This is a genomic window from Vibrio sp. (assembly GCF_048266485.1).
In the GTDB taxonomy this organism is placed as follows: domain Bacteria; phylum Pseudomonadota; class Gammaproteobacteria; order Enterobacterales; family Vibrionaceae; genus Vibrio.
In genome coordinates this window covers 762,755-777,934 of the sequence record NZ_JBLWZK010000001.1, presented here as the reverse complement: position 1 = coordinate 777,934, position 15,180 = coordinate 762,755, and the positions used below count along the sequence as shown (strand labels likewise).

Here is a 15,180-nt window from a genome sequence, read left to right as displayed (position 1 = left end):
TTCATGTCTCTACCACAATCAGCCATTATTCCAGAAGCTAATCCATTTTCTTTACAATGTATGCTTAAGATTAATCGCCATCATTCTCATGTTCTTGAGCAACTGAAAGCCTTGCCTGATCTGGTATCAGATCTTAATGACCAGCAACCGGATGCCAACCTTTATATCACTTTGGCTTTTACTCATTCTTTCTGGCAAAAAACTAATCAGAGTATGCCTCAAGAATTAGAGCCGTTTGTTGAGTTAGGAAAAGGTGAAACTATTGCTCCTGCCACTGAAACGGATGTGCTTTTACATTGCCACTCTAACCGACACGATTTGCATTTCTACCTATTTCGTAAACTGATGATAGAGATTAATGATAATGTTGAAGTTGTTGATGAAACCTATGGTTATCGTTTCTTAGATAGCCGTGATATGACAGATTTCATTGATGGCACGGAAAATCCAGAAGGGGATGAGCGTCGCCAGGTTGCTGTGATCCCAGAGGGTGAGTTTGCTGGTGGTAGCTATGTGATGCTGCAGCGTTATATTCATAATATACCAGCTTGGAATCGTTTAAATGTATCTGCTCAAGAAAAAGTAATTGGTCGAACTAAACCAGATTCAGTTGAATTAGATGATGTGCCAGCACAATCTCACGTTGGTCGTGTCGATATTAAAGAAGATGGTAAAGGCTTGAAGATGGTTCGCCATAGTTTGCCTTATGGTTCAGTGTCTGGCGAGCATGGTTTACTGTTTATTGCTTACTGTAATCGCCTGCATAATTTTAAAGTTATGTTGAACAATATGTTTGGTGAAACCGATGGTAAAACCGATCATCTATTGCGTTTTACTCAAGCCGTGACAGGTGCTTACTTCTTCGCACCCTCAAAAGAAATGCTGGCGGAGTTGGCTTTAGCTTAATATCAATTATTATCAGCGATTGGAGAGTTTTCAGTCGTTGGTCTATTTTCATATATTCCAGATATAAAAAACGCTGCCCTTAAGCAGCGTTTTTATATCATAAAGAAAATTACTTAGTGATACGGATAACTGGTGTTTCACCAACAACAACGTTACCAGAAAGTTTGTTCAACTCTTTGATTTCATCCATGTTAGAGATAACAACTGGAGTCAAAGTAGATTTTGCATTCTCTTGTAGGTATGCAAGATTAAATTCGATGATAGTGTCGCCTGCTTTTACAGCTTGACCTTCTTCAGCGATACGTGTGAAACCTTCACCTTTTAGCTCAACTGTGTCGATACCAAAGTGAACGAATAGTTCGATACCATCGTCAGACTCGATAGAGAAAGCATGGTTAGTTTCGAAGATCTTACCAATTGTACCATTTACTGGTGCAACCATTTTGTCGCCATTTGGCTTGATAGCAATACCATCACCAACGATTTTCTCGGCGAAAACCACATCAGGCACATCTTCAATGTTTACGATTTCACCAGACAGTGGAGCGATAATTTCAATCGCACCCGCATCAGCTGTGTCATCAGATACTAGCTTCTTAAGTTTGTCAAACAGACCCATGTCGTGCTCCTAAGCAGTTAACTTTTTAATCTTTAGTTAAAAGATTATATTCTTAATTCGATTTTTCTGCGATAAATTTATCAACGCAAGCTTCGATTTCTGCCGCAGTCGGTAGAGCAAGAGCTTCTTCAGCCATTGCTTTTACTTCTGCGAAGTTTGAGTTACGGATGATTTTCTTAACGCGAGGGATCGAAATACCACTCATGCTGAATTCGTCTAAGCCCATGCCTAATAGAAGTAGGGTAGCGCGTTCATCACCTGCTAACTCACCACACATACCAGTCCATTTGCCTTCTTTGTGTGATGCATCAATTACTTGCTTGATCACAGTCAGAACAGCTGGAGATAGCGGGTTGTATAAGTGAGAAATTAACTCATTACCACGGTCAACTGCAAGAGTATATTGAGTTAAGTCGTTTGTGCCAATACTAAAGAATGAAACTTCTTTTGCAAGGTGATGAGCAATTGCAGCAGCAGCAGGGGTTTCAACCATTACACCAATTTCGATGTTTTCGTCAAATGCTAGGCCTTCGTTACGAAGTTCAGCTTTATATTCCTCAATCGCTGCTTTAAGTTCACGGATCTCTTCAACGGAGATGATCATTGGGAACATGATGCGAAGCTTACCGTGTGCTGATGCTCGTAAAATACCACGTAATTGATCTTTCAAGATTTCACGACGGTCTAAACTGATACGTACTGCACGCCAGCCTAAGAACGGGTTCATTTCTTCTGGTAGATCCATATATGGAAGATCTTTATCACCACCGATATCCATAGTGCGGATAATTACAGCTTGATCGCCCATTGCTTCAGCAACTTCTTTATAAGCATTGTATTGCTCTTCTTCAGTTGGAAGCGAGTCACGATCCATAAATAGGAATTCGGTACGGTATAGACCTACTCCTTCACCACCGTTACGGATAATACCGTCACAGTCTTTCACTGTACCGATGTTACCGCAAACTTCTACATGGTGGTCATCTAGAGTGACAGCAGGTAGATCTTTTAATTTCGCCAACTCTTCTTTTTCTGCTAAGAAGTTATCACGAATAGATTTTGCTTCTTCTAGTTCTGCATCAGAAGGGTTAACGATGATTTTGTTGTTAATTGCATCCAAAATCAGAGTATCACCATTCGATACTTGTTTTGTAATGTCGTTAGTACCCACAATCGCAGGAAGTTCAAGTGAACGAGCCATGATAGAGGTATGAGATGTGCGACCACCAATATCACAAGCAAAGCCTAAAACGAATTCTAGGTTAATTTGTGCTGTTTCAGATGGTGTTAAGTCGTTAGCAACAAGAATCACTTCTTCGTTGATAGCGCTTAAAGATACGATGTTAATGCCTAGTGCATTTTTAACAAAACGTGTACCGATATCACGGATATCGGTAGCACGTTCTTTAAGGTAGTCATCATCAAGAGACTCAAGTGCTGTCGCTTGTTCTTCAATCACAGTGTGAATTGCAAGGTCAGCAGACATTTTGTCCGATTTGATGAGGGCTAAAATTTCTTCTTCTAGCTCTTCATCTTCAAGCAGCATAATGTGGCCTTCGAAGATAGCTTCTTTCTCTTCACCGAAGGTTTCAAGTGCTTTTTGTTTAATGCCTTCTAATTGCTCAGAAGATTTATTACGAGCATCAAAGAAGCGTTTTACTTCTGCTTCAACTTGATCGTCCGAAATAGGTGTTTTATTTAGGACAATTTCATCTTCTTGAAGAAGTAGTGCTTTACCGAAAGCAATACCAGGAGATGCTAGAATTCCAGAAATCATAGCCTTACCTTAATTTGTTCAAATATAAAAAGTAAAAATACCGTGAATCACAGATGTGATTAGTGTAGTTGGTCCATAAGAGAAACTAGGTGATCAACAGCAGCTTCAGCTTGAGGACCTTCTGCAGAAATAGTTACTACAGTGCCTTTTACTAGGCCAAGAGTTTGTAGTTTGAAAAGGCTCTTAGCGCTTGCGCTTTTACCATTAGAAGTCACTGTAATATCAGCATCGAATGCTTTAGCTTCTTTAACGAATTGAGCTGCAGGACGAGTGTGAAGGCCGTTTTCTGCAGTGATTTCTACTTGCTTCTGATACATGTGTGTTACCCCGATTAATTTGTTTTTTGTTGGAAACTGAAAAGTAATTTAGCTTACCTTCTTATTTAGTACTTCGCTAGTGAAGAAAAATAAGGAGTTCTAATCGATTGCTTTCAGTCATCACTTATCATGTATTTATTTTCTGTTAACTAATCTTAGTTGGTTAATTAACAGGCTTCTTTATTTTGAAGCTAAAAATAAAACATCCCGATTATCACTAAAGGAGTGGTAGGGATCAACAAAAAAGCCCCATAAAGGAGCTTTTTTCATAGAAAAATTGATTTGGACCAGTTTTATTGATCGTTTTCTTTGTCGGTAAAGATACCAGAAAACAGAGCTGTACTTAGGTAGCGCTCACCAGAACTTGGCAGTATGGTTACAATATTTTTCCCTTCAAATTCAGGTAGTTCAGCGATTTTGTTCGCTGCAACAACCGCTGCGCCAGATGAAATTCCGGCAAGTATTCCTTCTTCTTCCATTAGGCGACGAGCCATCGTAATAGCCTCATCAGAAGTCACTGAAATAACTTTATCAATTAGCTCTAAATCTAAGTTTTCAGGGATAAAACCAGCACCAATACCTTGAATTTTATGCGGAGCAGGTTGAATTTTGTCTCCTGCAAGCGCTTGAGCGATCACTGGCGATTCAGATGGCTCTACTGCAACAGTTGTGACTGCTTTACCTTTAGTCTTTTTAAAGTAACGGCTCGCGCCGGTTAAAGTACCGCCAGTACCCACACCTGATACAAACACGTCGATGTTGCCATCTGTTGCATCCCAAATTTCAGGACCTGTAGTTTGTTCATGAATAGCAGGGTTAGCTGGATTGTTAAATTGTTGAAGTAGTAAGTATTTACTTGGATCGCTTGCTACGATTTCTTCTGCTTTTGCAATTGCGCCTTTCATGCCTTTTGCTGCTTCAGTGAGCTCTAAGTTAGCCCCTAATGCTTTTAATAGCTTACGGCGTTCTAGGCTCATTGATTCAGGCATGGTTAGTGTCAATTTGTAACCACGTGCTGCTGCAACGTATGCAAGTGCAATACCAGTGTTACCACTGGTTGGCTCTACTAGTTCAACGCCAGGCTTCAATAAACCTGCTTTTTCTGCTTCCCACACCATGCTGGCACCAATACGGCATTTTACGCTGAAACTTGGGTTACGAGCTTCAATCTTAGCTAAAACGTTGCCTTTGCTTACGCGATTTAAGCGAACAAGAGGAGTGTTACCAATAGTTTGAGAGTTATCTTCGTAAATCTTTGTCATGTTGATGTTCCTTCATTACACGGTAGGGTATGAATTAATAAGCACTTTATGTATGCATGATTGAAATCATAAATCTACAGCAAATAAGGTGAAAGGAATAAATGGTTATATGATATGGACAAATGTCTGCGTTAAAAGTATGAGGGGCAATTCGTAAAGCTGCCCCTTGTGTTATTTATTGAGTGATTTGTATTTATCTACCCACATTGCTGTTGCACCACAGACAGCAATCGGCATAACGAATAAGTTTACAATCGGCACCATGGTGAATAAAGCGACTAATCCGCCAAAGCTATAAGCATTCCATTTGTCATTCTTAAGATCATTTTTCATTTTAAGAAAAGTGACTTTGTGGTTATCAAATGGGTAGTCACAATACTGTATTGCCATCATCCAAGCAGAGAAAGTAAACCATAAAATAGGGCCCAGTGTTTGGCCTAATGCAGGAATAAGCAACAGAATAAAGAGACCAAGCGCTTTCGGTAGGTAGTACTTAAGTTTGACCCATTCTCTATGCAAGATTCGTGGAGTGTCTTTAATTAATGAGAACAGGTTTTGATCTGTAGGTCCTTGGCCCGTTAATTGGATTTCTAACTTTTCAGCCAGTAGGCCATTAAAGGGGGCTGCGATCCAATTAGCAACAGTACTAAAAAAATAACTGAATGTTGCAATAATGGTAATGCCTAATAATGGTAGTAATAAATAAGACAACCAAGACAGTATGTCCGGCAGTGTACCTAACCAATTATCTAACCATTCACTTAAATTACTATATAGATAGAATAATGAACCACCGAACAAAATGATGTTGGTCAGCAAGGGTAAAATGACAAAGCGTCGAATGCCTGGCTTGAAACATAATTGAGCACCATAGACAAAATAACCTAATCCCGTTTTCGGTGATTGGTTTGCTTTTAAGTTAAGGGAAGATGACATGAACACTCCATAAATAAGGGACAAGCGTAGGGTTTATTCTACTGTTATAGATAAATAAGAAAAGCTTGTTTTATTCTTGCTGAATCTCACATCTTAAGGTGACTTGGGGATAATTTTTTTGGTAAAGTAATCAGTAGTTATATACAAACCACTCATTTAGCCATTTCTATGGCATGATAAGACATAATTAAGCATCCAAAATGACTTTTTGTAATTCAACAAGTTGAGCGATGGTTTCGGTAATTACATTAATAGTTGAGAGTGATAAATGCAGGAATTGCGACTAGTACTCATTATTGTAGGTGGGCTGGCGATTGCAGGTTTGCTAGTACATGGTATATGGACGAGTAAAAAAGAAAGCAAAGCTAAATTTGCTGATAAGCCTTTGAATAAAATGGAACCAAAGGTCAATAGTCAGCTTGCTGGTGATGCGCAAGAAGGTATCGTTTCTCATGCCACTTCAGTTAAAGAGCGTAAAGAGCCAGCTTTTCATATTGACGAGCCAGAAGACGATATCGATCCTTTATTTGGGGAGTCGGATATTTCTTTTGTCGCGACGGATGATGTTGTCACAGATGAACTTGTCAAAATGGAAGTTCAACATCAAACAGCTAAAACACAATCCCCATTTTCTGAGTCGGAAAAAGTTGCTATCAATGAAAATATTGCTGATTCTGGAATAAAGCAGGAAAAAACCGAATCAGCCCCAGCATCAGTTGGCTCTCAGCCAAAAGGGTCACAAGAGAATAAACAAATTAATAAGAATGACATGGAAGTGATTGTTTTCCATGTACATGCAGCCGGTACTTCAGAGTTTGTTGGTACTCAATTATTTGACAGCATGCAGCAACATGGTTTGCATTATGGCGCGATGGATATTTTTCACTGTCATACTGACACATCAGGAACAGGAAAAGTTTTATTTAGTGTTGCTAATATGATGAATCCAGGCACATTAGTACATGATGATCCAGCAGCCTTTACGACCAAAGGTATTTCATTTTTCATGACTTTGCCTTGTTTCGGCGATGCGGATCAAAACTTTAAATTGATGTTAAGAACGGCTCAGCAAATAGCGGATGATTTAGGTGCGAATGTATTAGATGACAAACGTAACCTAATGACCCCAGATAGACTTTCTGCCTATCGTCAACAAATTCGCGATTATGTGGCTCGCAACACTGAAGCTGAATAAACCGTTGATAATGCAAGAATACTAGAAACGAAGATTCAGGCTCCTTCATAGGGGCCTTTTTTAATAAATAAGTACGATCAGGTAAAGACTATGAATCGCGAAGTTGAGCGCAAAATAGAGCAATTAAGAGAGACACTTCATCACCATGGTGTCCGTTATTACGTCGAAGATAACCCTGAAATTACCGATGCAGAATATGACCGATTAATGCGAGAGTTAATCGAATTAGAACAAGAAAATCCAGAGCTAGCTTCTGATTCGTCTCCATCAATGCGAGTGGGCGGGAAACCGCTTGATGGCTTCATCCAAGTAAAACATGAAATACCTATGCTTTCATTAGACAACGCATTTGAAGAATCCGAGTTAGATAACTTCCATAAAAAGATCGCCACTCGTTTAAAAACCAAACAATGTGATACGTATTGCTGTGAGCCTAAATTGGATGGTCTGGCAGTGAGCTTGCTTTATGAAAACGGTATTTTAGTTCAAGCGGCGACTCGTGGTGATGGTGCTACCGGTGAAAACATCACCGCCAACGTAAAAACCATCAAATCGATTCCACTTAAACTACAAGGTGATAATTGGCCACAGCGTATTGAAGTACGCGGCGAAGTTTTCATGCTTTTGGATGGTTTTAATACCTTTAATGAAAAAGCGTTAAAAAATGGTACTAAGCCGTTTGCTAACCCGCGTAATGCAGCGGCCGGTAGTTTGCGCCAGCTCGATTCTAAAGTGACCGCAACCCGACCATTAAGCTTTTATGCTTATAGTGTTGGCATTGTTGAAAGAGGCATGTTACCGCAAAGCCATTATCAACGTTTTTTAACTCTAAAATCTTGGGGACTACCTATGTGTCCTGAGACAAAAGTGGTTGAAGGGCTGGAAAAGGTAAAAGCGTATTACCAAGATATTTTGCAGCGTCGTAGTGAGCTTGCTTATGAAATTGATGGAGTAGTGATTAAGGTAGATGACATTGCCTTACAAGAAGAATTAGGTTTTGTTGCCCGTGCACCTCGCTGGGCGATTGCTTATAAGTTTCCAGCTCAAGAAGAAATGACACGTTTAAATGATGTGGAGTTTCAAGTGGGGCGTACCGGGGCGGTGACTCCTGTTGCTAAACTAGAACCAGTTTATGTCGGTGGCGTGACGGTCAGTAATGCCACGCTACATAATGCCGATGAGATTGAACGTTTGGATGTGCATATTGGCGATACGGTGATTGTTCGCCGAGCTGGCGATGTGATCCCTAAAATTGTTGGTGTAGTGTCTGACCGACGCCCTGAAGATGCTGTTCGTGTTATCTATCCGACTCAATGTCCGGTGTGTCATTCGGAAGTTGAGCGAATTGAAGGTGAAGCGGTTACTCGTTGTACTGGCGGTTTGATCTGCCAAGCGCAACGAATAGAAGCATTGAAGCACTTTGTGTCACGTAAAGCGATGGATGTGGACGGACTCGGCGTCAAGGTGATTGAGCAACTAGTCGAAAAAGAAATGGTTCAAACACCTGCGGATTTATTCAAGTTATCTGCAGGCGTGATTACGGTTTTAGATAGACTTGGGCCTAAGTCGGCACAGAATATTGTCAACGCCTTAGAAGCTGCCAAGGAAACAACATTGCCACGTTTTCTTTATTCATTAGGGATCCGTGAAGTTGGTGAAGCGACAGCGCAAAATCTTGCATTACACTTCCACACTTTAGAGAAAGTGAGAGTTGCCACCAAAGATAATTTGATTGAAGTACCCGATGTGGGTCAAGTTGTGGCTGAGCATATCGTACACTTCTTTTCAGAAGAAAATAATCAAAAAGTGATTGATGACCTTATAAGTCAAGGAATTCACTGGCCTGAAGTTGAAGCCAGTTCCGATCCTGATTTATTACCTCTTAAAGATAAAACCATAGTAATCACAGGGTCTTTTGGCCAATTAAATCGTAATGATGCTAAAGCAGCACTACAGGCACTAGGGGCGAAAGTAGCGGGAAGTGTATCGAAGAAAACGGATATTCTATTTGCCGGAGAGGCAGCAGGATCTAAGCTAACTAAGGCTCAGGAGCTAGGCGTCGAGATCCAAACGGAAGAGCAGCTATTAGCAATATTGAATGATTAATCTTTATTTAAATCGTTAATTAAGTCACTATTTTTTCAAAGGCTCCTAATCAGGGGCCTTTTTTTGTATTTATTGCTTAATCAATGTTTTCTTATATTTGGCTTATTTATTTATGTTCGACAGAGGAGCTGGCCTCGTGAATACTTTGTGGTGTAGTTATATTTAGTTATCTTGTATATTCATATTTAAATTATTGATTTATAGAATTTATATTTTTATTGTTACTTTGTGATATTGATCACCAATGTTAGGGAACTTTGCACTCGCTCATGTTTTTCTGTTAAAAAATTAACTTATTGTTGATGTTTTGCGTAGCGAAGTTAGTCTTAAGCACGTGGACACACATTGTGTGCGAACATTAAAAACATAAAATTTTTGTTTAGTTAGTTTACTAAGCAAATTAATAGGAAGGATACCTTGTTGCTTTCGGCGGCCACTTAAAGCTTCAAGGTTAAATAAAAACAGCTATGTCCATTTTTTAGGAGCTTTTCCATGGAAAAAATTTTTAAACGTACTTTACTCGGCGCTATAGTTTCAGCTGCAGCATTTGCTAGTACAGCTAACGCAGCTGAAATTGGTATTAACTCCGATTTTACTGTTGAAGCATACGGCGTAGCCGCTATTTCTGTTGTGAATTACAACGTTACAGATAAGCGTAGTGATAGCACGGGATCTGTAATTGAAAATGAATCACGTATTGGTTTCCGAGCAGGTAAAGATATTGTTGATGGTTTAAATGTCTTTATGCAAATCGAATCAGGTTATGTTGATAATACTGATTGGGGCCAAGGTGGTAATCCAGGTGGTGTTCTTGGTTTCCGTGATACATTTGTTGGTCTACAAGGTGATAGCTGGGGTAAAGTTCGATTTGGTCGTATGTTGACACCAATGTATGAAATTGTTGACTGGCCTTTCTCTAATCCTGGCTTAGGTAGTGTATTTGATTGGGGCGGTGTTCAAGGGACTTATGATCGTCAATCTAACCAAATTCGATATGATTCATTGAATTATGGGGGCTTTACTTTTGCTGCCTCTGTAGGTCGAGATTCTGGAGACTTTGGGGGGGGACAAGCTACACGTGATTCTTATTTTGGTGGTCTGAACGCTAGATACACAATAAATAAATTAACATTATTAGGAGCGGTTGAAGCTGGTAATAACTTTAAAGGCGTAGAAGGCAATGATAACTTTGCTTACATCGCTGGTTTTGACCTAGCACTTCCGGCGGGTTTTGGTCTTTCTGCTGCGTTTAAGCATGAAGAAGTCAATGCTGCAAATAGTGCTGATGATCTATCTCAAGACTCTTACTCGATTATTGGCCAGTACTGGTACGACAATATTGGCTTTAAGTTAGGCTATGCTGCGAACCTAGATTCAGATAAAGGTGGTATTGAGCAAGATGATGACGCAAGCACTATTTCTGGTCAGTTAATGATGACTATTAATGGGTTTGTTCCTTATATTCGCGTTGCAGGTCGTAAAACGCACCAAGATGCTACAACGAATGATACAGATCTTGTGACACGTGTTGGGATTGAATACGGTTTTTAATCCTTTTTTATCGGTATAATACGTGAACCTGACGCTGGCTTAGGCCAGCGTTTCTTTTTATAGCGTAGGTGAATTTATGAAAAAGATATGTTTGGTGTTGTCCACGTTATTTTTAGCATCATGTGCAAACTTTGCAGATGATGGTGACTATTCCGATGCGATTCAATCAGTGAAAGAACGCTCGAATTTTACTGAAATTAAAGGAAAAGCTTTTACAACAAGTGATATATTAGTTAATAACAGTCAGATATTAAATAGTGCCGCGAATATTACCGCTATTTTTCCCAAGCATGGTGCAACCAATATCGAATCGTCATATGTAGCGATGAGTATGACATACTTTAAAACATATAATCTTTATGAAGAAGCTCGTTACCGTGGAAAAAGTGTACCACTCAAGGCTTATAAAGTTACTAGCGAAACTTGTAATGATAATTGTACAACAACGCAGTATGTGACATTTCCTATTGATATGGTGACTTTAGAGAAAGCTAAGGTAGAAGGTCTTGAATATCAAATAGCAACATCAAATGATTCTTCAGTCGTTGACTACAAAATACCAGCCGGTTATATCCAAGCTATTTTTAATGAAGGGGCAGAATACAGTAATTCGACTCTTCAAGTTGTAACACCTAAATCTGAAATCAGTAAACCACAAGAAATGGTTGAATACTGGTATCAAGAAGCTGAGCAAGCAGAAAAAGAAGCCTTCTCATCTTGGGCTTTTCAAAATCGAAAACAAGTTTCTTCAGACCTAAAAACAATGGGTAAGCCAAGTGAAATGTTGGCCTACTGGTATAAGAAGGCATCTGAAGAGCAAAGAAGTAAAATTCTCACTTGGTTACTGAAAGTTGAGTAATATTCTTACGTTAATTCATTAGCTCTACATTGTATACTTTGAATCGATTATGAACCTTTTGTTTATGATCGATTTTATTTTGGAGGGTAATCATGAACATTAGCCAAGTAGCAAAATTAACTGGGTTGTCGGCAAAGTCTATTCGTTTTTATGAATCTAAAAATGTGATTAACTTACCATTGCGGGCTGAAAATGGTTATCGATATTATACTGAGGAAATTGTTGAACAGCTTAAATTAGTCGCGCGCTCACGAATGGTTGGGTTTAGCTTAGATGAGTGTAGAAGCTTAGTTGAACTGGCGAATGATCCTATTCGTCATAGTTGTGATGTAAAAGAAACGGCTAAGCAAAAGCTGATTGAGGTAAGAGAAAAATTATCGCAATTGCAACAGATCGAGAAGCAGTTGACTCAGTGGATCGATGATTGCCCGGGAGATGATAATCCTGATTGCCCAATTATTGATAACTTGAAAGGCAACCAGAAATAATCTTGCTTTAGTCTAAAGTATAGTCTTTGATAATACGTGACATGCCACGCCTAGTATAGCAGTGAATAAAGTTGTCTACGGTATTTAGAAGCGAGTGCATTTCCTTGTCCTAGTGCAGATAAAATATCCATGCACACCTTTTTAACTTCTCCATCATGAGCATGGAGATCCTTCTTCAAAACCCCCATCAATAATTGCAGCGCTTCTTCATCTCGTGCAACCTGATGATATTGTAGTGCTAAATCACATAGGCATGTTAGATTCATCGGTTCTTCTGCAAATTGTGACTCTAGCGCTTGAATTTCGGGGCTGTCTGCCGCTTGTTCATGTAACTCTAATTTTGCCACCAAGCCTTTGTAATAATTATCTTGATATTCAAGTGGAATATTGGCTAATTGTGTTTTAGCAAGATCAAACTGTTGTGTCTCTAATAAACAGTCGGCAATCGCGAGCTTGATATCACCACGTGAAGTGTAGTTTTCCGGTAATGCTTGTAGTGAGGTTAAGGCCTCTTGATGTTGGTTATTTTCCATTGCTTCAATGGCCGTTTTAAGAGTCAAATCTTCCGGGCTTGGAAGGTGTTTCACCAACATAGTTGTGATGGTTTCAATATTTTGAGGCCCAGCCATGCCATCGACTGCTTGGCCATTAGAAAACAAAGCAATCGTTGGGAGAGATTGAACCCCAAATTGAGAGGCTAAATTGGGCTCTGTTTCACAGTTAAGAAAAGCGAGAGTAAATGCACCTTGATATTGATTGGCTAGTGTTTGTAATTCGTTGATAACAGTAGTGCTTTCAGCCACAGATGGTGCCCAAAACTGGATAAGAACCGGTTGTTGTTGCGAAAGTTCTATCGTTGAGCGGAAATTTTGTTCATTAAGTTCAATGATGAATTCTGGCTGCATCTCAATATCCTTGAAGTCACTTGGGGGGAGTAGGTTCGGGGACCTAAATCATTTATATAACAATGAGGTCACGAGCGTGATAATTCAAGGTAGTAAGATAATAAGATAAAGGTGAAAGCTGCTTGTTTGAGTTTTAAATTAATACTCGAAAAATTTTTCTGTCATTAGAACATCAAAAAAATAGTACATACAATGGCTATACACAGCCAGTTAAGCTGGTTGAGGGTCATTAAACTACTCCATGATACGCCTCTCTATTTTTGAATAATGACACATAAATATTAAGGTTTAATGACATACAATTATTGAAGGGATTAAATTTGTTAGATTAGTTTTCTCGAGCATGCAAAATTTGCTTTAGTGCGGACTCGAAGTGAGAGAAAGTGAATATAAAACCAAGTTCCGTTAGGTGTTTTGGTTTAGCTCGCACACTCTCAAAGAGTAATTGTGATGATTCACCCATGATGAATTTCATTACCCATTGAGGCGTTGTTATTATGGCTGGACGTTTTAATATTTTTGCTAAGCTATTACTAAATACGAGATTGGTAACAGGGTGAGGCGCACTTAGGTTGAAAATGCCATTCGCTTTATGATGATTGGTTAAGTATGCAATTGCGCGGGCTGCATCTTGCAAGTGTATCCATGGTATATATTGCTCACCATTCCCCATTTTACCGCCAACACCAAGCTTGAATGGTGGTAGCATAGCGGCCAAAGCGCCACCTTCAGTACCGAGTACTATGCCTGTTCTTAATAAGCATACTCGTGTTTTATCGCTTTGTGCCTGTAGTGCAATAGACTCCCATTGTTGACAAACTTTGAAAGGGAAACCACCTTTAGCAAGAGGAGTATTCTCATACACATGCTGCTGACTTTTATCACCATAGATACCGACTGCTGAGCCACTAATGAAACATTTTGGTGGCGAGTTACTTTTTTTGATGAGATCAACAAGTTGCTGTGTTGTATTCCAGCGGCTGTGACATATTTTTTGTTTTTGAGTAGATGACCAGCGCTTTGTAGCAATCGGCTCACCGGCAAGATTGATCACGATATCTATATGATTAAGATCTGAGAAGCTAGATAATTTATTGATATAGTCAATGTTTGAAAAGTCAGCATGTCGTAAGGCTGATTTGGCTTTTTTTTGTGAGCGTGTCAGTACAGTAATTTGATGGCCTGTGAGATGTTTAATTAACTCACAGCCGATAAACCCTGTTCCTCCAGTGATTAATATATGCATAACTTCTCCTTGTTTGTCACCATTATACCTAAGTGACTTCAAGATGCAGGATTTAGAGCTGTTAGTATAAATCCCATATTATGGCCGTTCGTGGTAATTGTAATAGTGTGAGTTTTCAAGCAGTAAATTTTAATCAACTATTTATTATCATTATGCCCTAGGGCTCTATCTGGAGCGATAATGTCACGAACTCGTTGTTTGAGAACTTTTGCTTCGGGAAATCCATGATCTGCTTTTCTTTCCCAAATAACTTGGTCATTGCAGACAATCTCAAATCGACCACCACTATCTGGATGTAAAGCAACACTTTCTATTTCTTCGCTAAAAGTATGAAGTAGTTCTTGGCTTAACCACGAAGCACGCAGCATCCAATTGCATTGGCGACAGTAAAAGATTTCAATTTTAGCTTTCATATAGAACTCCAATCTAATGTTGGATCAGAAAAGTTAGGTAAAAAAAGGGCAACACTTAACTTGCCCTTGTGCTATTCGTAGGAAATTTTATTGAGAGAATAAAACGGTTGAGCCGTGCGCTAAGCTGGTGAGCAATAAAGTGCGTTTATTGACCACATCGATTTTTCGGCTTTGCTGAGCATTAATCTTAAATAGCGTTTTCAGTTTTTCGACTTGCTTTGGTGTGATTTGAGTGATCGGAGTGGTCGAAATATCTTTAAACTCGCTCTCATTAATTATTAAGTAATGGTCGCTAAGTTCCCAGCTACCAGATTCTGAAATGATGATTTCTACTGGCTGCTCGATATCTTTACTAGTAAAAACTAGCGTCGAGTTTTTGATATATGTCTGGTTTGGCAGATACTTAACAGTTGATGAAATACTTGCCTTATCTAAGTGCTGAACTTTTTGGTCCCAAAAGTTCATATAAGCAATCGTTTTGGATTGCCATTCTCTTGAGGTCAGCTCTTGTTTTAATTTGATATCACCCTGCCAATAGTTCCATGAACCTATTAGAGCTACAACAAGTGCGATAATCGATATTGTTTTTTTCATGGTCGC

The 15,180-nt window shown here is 39.3% G+C and carries 15 protein-coding genes; 6 read left to right on the top strand and 9 right to left on the bottom strand.

Going from position 1 to position 15,180, the window contains the following annotated elements; translation table 11 throughout:
- Positions 1–3 precede the first annotated feature (3 nt).
- Positions 4–906: a Dyp-type peroxidase gene (locus tag ACN0T8_RS03495; protein ID WP_417879256.1), complete on the top strand. Its 903-nt coding sequence runs from the start codon at positions 4–6 to the stop codon at positions 904–906.
- 109 nt (positions 907–1,015) lie between these two features.
- On the opposite strand, the gene crr is transcribed toward ACN0T8_RS03495, so the two are convergent.
- From crr to cysZ, 5 genes are all read right to left on the bottom strand, one after another.
- A complete protein-coding gene (gene crr / locus ACN0T8_RS03490; RefSeq protein ID WP_417879255.1) occupies positions 1,016–1,525 on the bottom strand; it encodes a PTS glucose transporter subunit IIA in 510 nt (169 codons plus the stop codon).
- A 52-nt stretch (positions 1,526–1,577) separates the two neighbouring features.
- Entirely contained in the window at positions 1,578–3,302 is a 1,725-nt protein-coding gene (gene ptsI / locus ACN0T8_RS03485; protein WP_417879254.1) for a phosphoenolpyruvate-protein phosphotransferase PtsI, read from the bottom strand.
- A gap of 59 nt (positions 3,303–3,361) precedes the next feature.
- The gene (locus ACN0T8_RS03480; protein ID WP_417879253.1) at positions 3,362–3,619 is read right to left on the bottom strand and encodes an HPr family phosphocarrier protein; all 258 of its coding nucleotides are present in this window, start codon (positions 3,617–3,619) and stop codon (positions 3,362–3,364) included.
- Positions 3,620–3,912: 293 nt separating this feature from the next.
- Complete coding sequence (gene cysK, locus ACN0T8_RS03475; RefSeq protein WP_417879252.1) at positions 3,913–4,881, bottom strand: cysteine synthase A; 969 nt, start codon at positions 4,879–4,881, stop codon at positions 3,913–3,915.
- A gap of 171 nt (positions 4,882–5,052) precedes the next feature.
- The gene (gene cysZ / locus ACN0T8_RS03470) at positions 5,053–5,817 is read right to left on the bottom strand and encodes a sulfate transporter CysZ (protein ID WP_417879251.1); all 765 of its coding nucleotides are present in this window, start codon (positions 5,815–5,817) and stop codon (positions 5,053–5,055) included.
- Between the two features lie 268 nt (positions 5,818–6,085).
- On the opposite strand from cysZ, the gene zipA reads away from it, so the two are divergent.
- The 5 genes from zipA (at position 6,086) to cueR (ending at position 12,016) form a co-directional block, all read left to right on the top strand.
- On the top strand, positions 6,086–7,012 hold the full coding sequence (gene zipA, locus ACN0T8_RS03465) for a cell division protein ZipA (protein ID WP_417879250.1): 927 nt from the start codon (positions 6,086–6,088) through the stop codon (positions 7,010–7,012).
- A gap of 90 nt (positions 7,013–7,102) precedes the next feature.
- Positions 7,103–9,118 (top strand): NAD-dependent DNA ligase LigA, encoded by a 2,016-nt coding sequence (ligA, locus tag ACN0T8_RS03460; RefSeq protein WP_417879249.1) that lies wholly within the window; start codon positions 7,103–7,105, stop codon positions 9,116–9,118.
- Between the two features lie 492 nt (positions 9,119–9,610).
- A complete protein-coding gene (locus ACN0T8_RS03455) occupies positions 9,611–10,669 on the top strand; it encodes a porin (protein WP_417879248.1) in 1,059 nt (352 codons plus the stop codon).
- A gap of 76 nt (positions 10,670–10,745) precedes the next feature.
- On the top strand, positions 10,746–11,528 hold the full coding sequence (locus ACN0T8_RS03450; RefSeq protein WP_417879247.1) for a hypothetical protein: 783 nt from the start codon (positions 10,746–10,748) through the stop codon (positions 11,526–11,528).
- A gap of 92 nt (positions 11,529–11,620) precedes the next feature.
- Positions 11,621–12,016, top strand: coding sequence for a Cu(I)-responsive transcriptional regulator (gene cueR, locus ACN0T8_RS03445; protein ID WP_417879246.1), 396 nt, complete (start codon positions 11,621–11,623; stop codon positions 12,014–12,016).
- A gap of 50 nt (positions 12,017–12,066) precedes the next feature.
- Here the strand turns inward: cueR and ACN0T8_RS03440 are convergent, their stop codons facing one another.
- From ACN0T8_RS03440 to ACN0T8_RS03425, 4 genes are all read right to left on the bottom strand, one after another.
- The gene (locus ACN0T8_RS03440; RefSeq protein WP_417879245.1) at positions 12,067–12,921 is read right to left on the bottom strand and encodes a co-chaperone YbbN; all 855 of its coding nucleotides are present in this window, start codon (positions 12,919–12,921) and stop codon (positions 12,067–12,069) included.
- A 328-nt stretch (positions 12,922–13,249) separates the two neighbouring features.
- Entirely contained in the window at positions 13,250–14,167 is a 918-nt protein-coding gene (locus ACN0T8_RS03435) for a TIGR01777 family oxidoreductase (protein WP_417879244.1), read from the bottom strand.
- 137 nt (positions 14,168–14,304) lie between these two features.
- Positions 14,305–14,580, bottom strand: a complete 276-nt coding sequence (locus ACN0T8_RS03430) for a SelT/SelW/SelH family protein (RefSeq protein WP_417879243.1) — start codon at positions 14,578–14,580, stop codon at positions 14,305–14,307.
- Between the two features lie 87 nt (positions 14,581–14,667).
- Positions 14,668–15,174 (bottom strand): regulatory protein ToxS, encoded by a 507-nt coding sequence (locus tag ACN0T8_RS03425; protein WP_417879242.1) that lies wholly within the window; start codon positions 15,172–15,174, stop codon positions 14,668–14,670.
- Positions 15,175–15,180: the final 6 nt, after the last annotated feature.

What these genes read in the sequence shown, in the direction of transcription:
- ACN0T8_RS03495 (WP_417879256.1), top strand. Translation starts at nt 4, where the DNA reads ATGTCTCTACCACAATCAGCCATTATTCCAGAAGCTAATCCATTTTCT.
- ACN0T8_RS03435 (WP_417879244.1), bottom strand. Translation starts at nt 14,167, where the DNA reads ATGCATATATTAATCACTGGAGGAACAGGGTTTATCGGCTGTGAGTTA.
- ACN0T8_RS03455 (WP_417879248.1), top strand. Translation starts at nt 9,611, where the DNA reads ATGGAAAAAATTTTTAAACGTACTTTACTCGGCGCTATAGTTTCAGCT.
- cysZ (WP_417879251.1), bottom strand. Translation starts at nt 5,817, where the DNA reads ATGTCATCTTCCCTTAACTTAAAAGCAAACCAATCACCGAAAACGGGA.
- ACN0T8_RS03430 (WP_417879243.1), bottom strand. Translation starts at nt 14,580, where the DNA reads ATGAAAGCTAAAATTGAAATCTTTTACTGTCGCCAATGCAATTGGATG.
- crr (WP_417879255.1), bottom strand. Translation starts at nt 1,525, where the DNA reads ATGGGTCTGTTTGACAAACTTAAGAAGCTAGTATCTGATGACACAGCT.
- ACN0T8_RS03440 (WP_417879245.1), bottom strand. Translation starts at nt 12,921, where the DNA reads ATGCAGCCAGAATTCATCATTGAACTTAATGAACAAAATTTCCGCTCA.
- cysK (WP_417879252.1), bottom strand. Translation starts at nt 4,881, where the DNA reads ATGACAAAGATTTACGAAGATAACTCTCAAACTATTGGTAACACTCCT.
- ptsI (WP_417879254.1), bottom strand. Translation starts at nt 3,302, where the DNA reads ATGATTTCTGGAATTCTAGCATCTCCTGGTATTGCTTTCGGTAAAGCA.
- ACN0T8_RS03425 (WP_417879242.1), bottom strand. Translation starts at nt 15,174, where the DNA reads ATGAAAAAAACAATATCGATTATCGCACTTGTTGTAGCTCTAATAGGT.
- cueR (WP_417879246.1), top strand. Translation starts at nt 11,621, where the DNA reads ATGAACATTAGCCAAGTAGCAAAATTAACTGGGTTGTCGGCAAAGTCT.
- ACN0T8_RS03480 (WP_417879253.1), bottom strand. Translation starts at nt 3,619, where the DNA reads ATGTATCAGAAGCAAGTAGAAATCACTGCAGAAAACGGCCTTCACACT.
- ACN0T8_RS03450 (WP_417879247.1), top strand. Translation starts at nt 10,746, where the DNA reads ATGAAAAAGATATGTTTGGTGTTGTCCACGTTATTTTTAGCATCATGT.
- ligA (WP_417879249.1), top strand. Translation starts at nt 7,103, where the DNA reads ATGAATCGCGAAGTTGAGCGCAAAATAGAGCAATTAAGAGAGACACTT.
- zipA (WP_417879250.1), top strand. Translation starts at nt 6,086, where the DNA reads ATGCAGGAATTGCGACTAGTACTCATTATTGTAGGTGGGCTGGCGATT.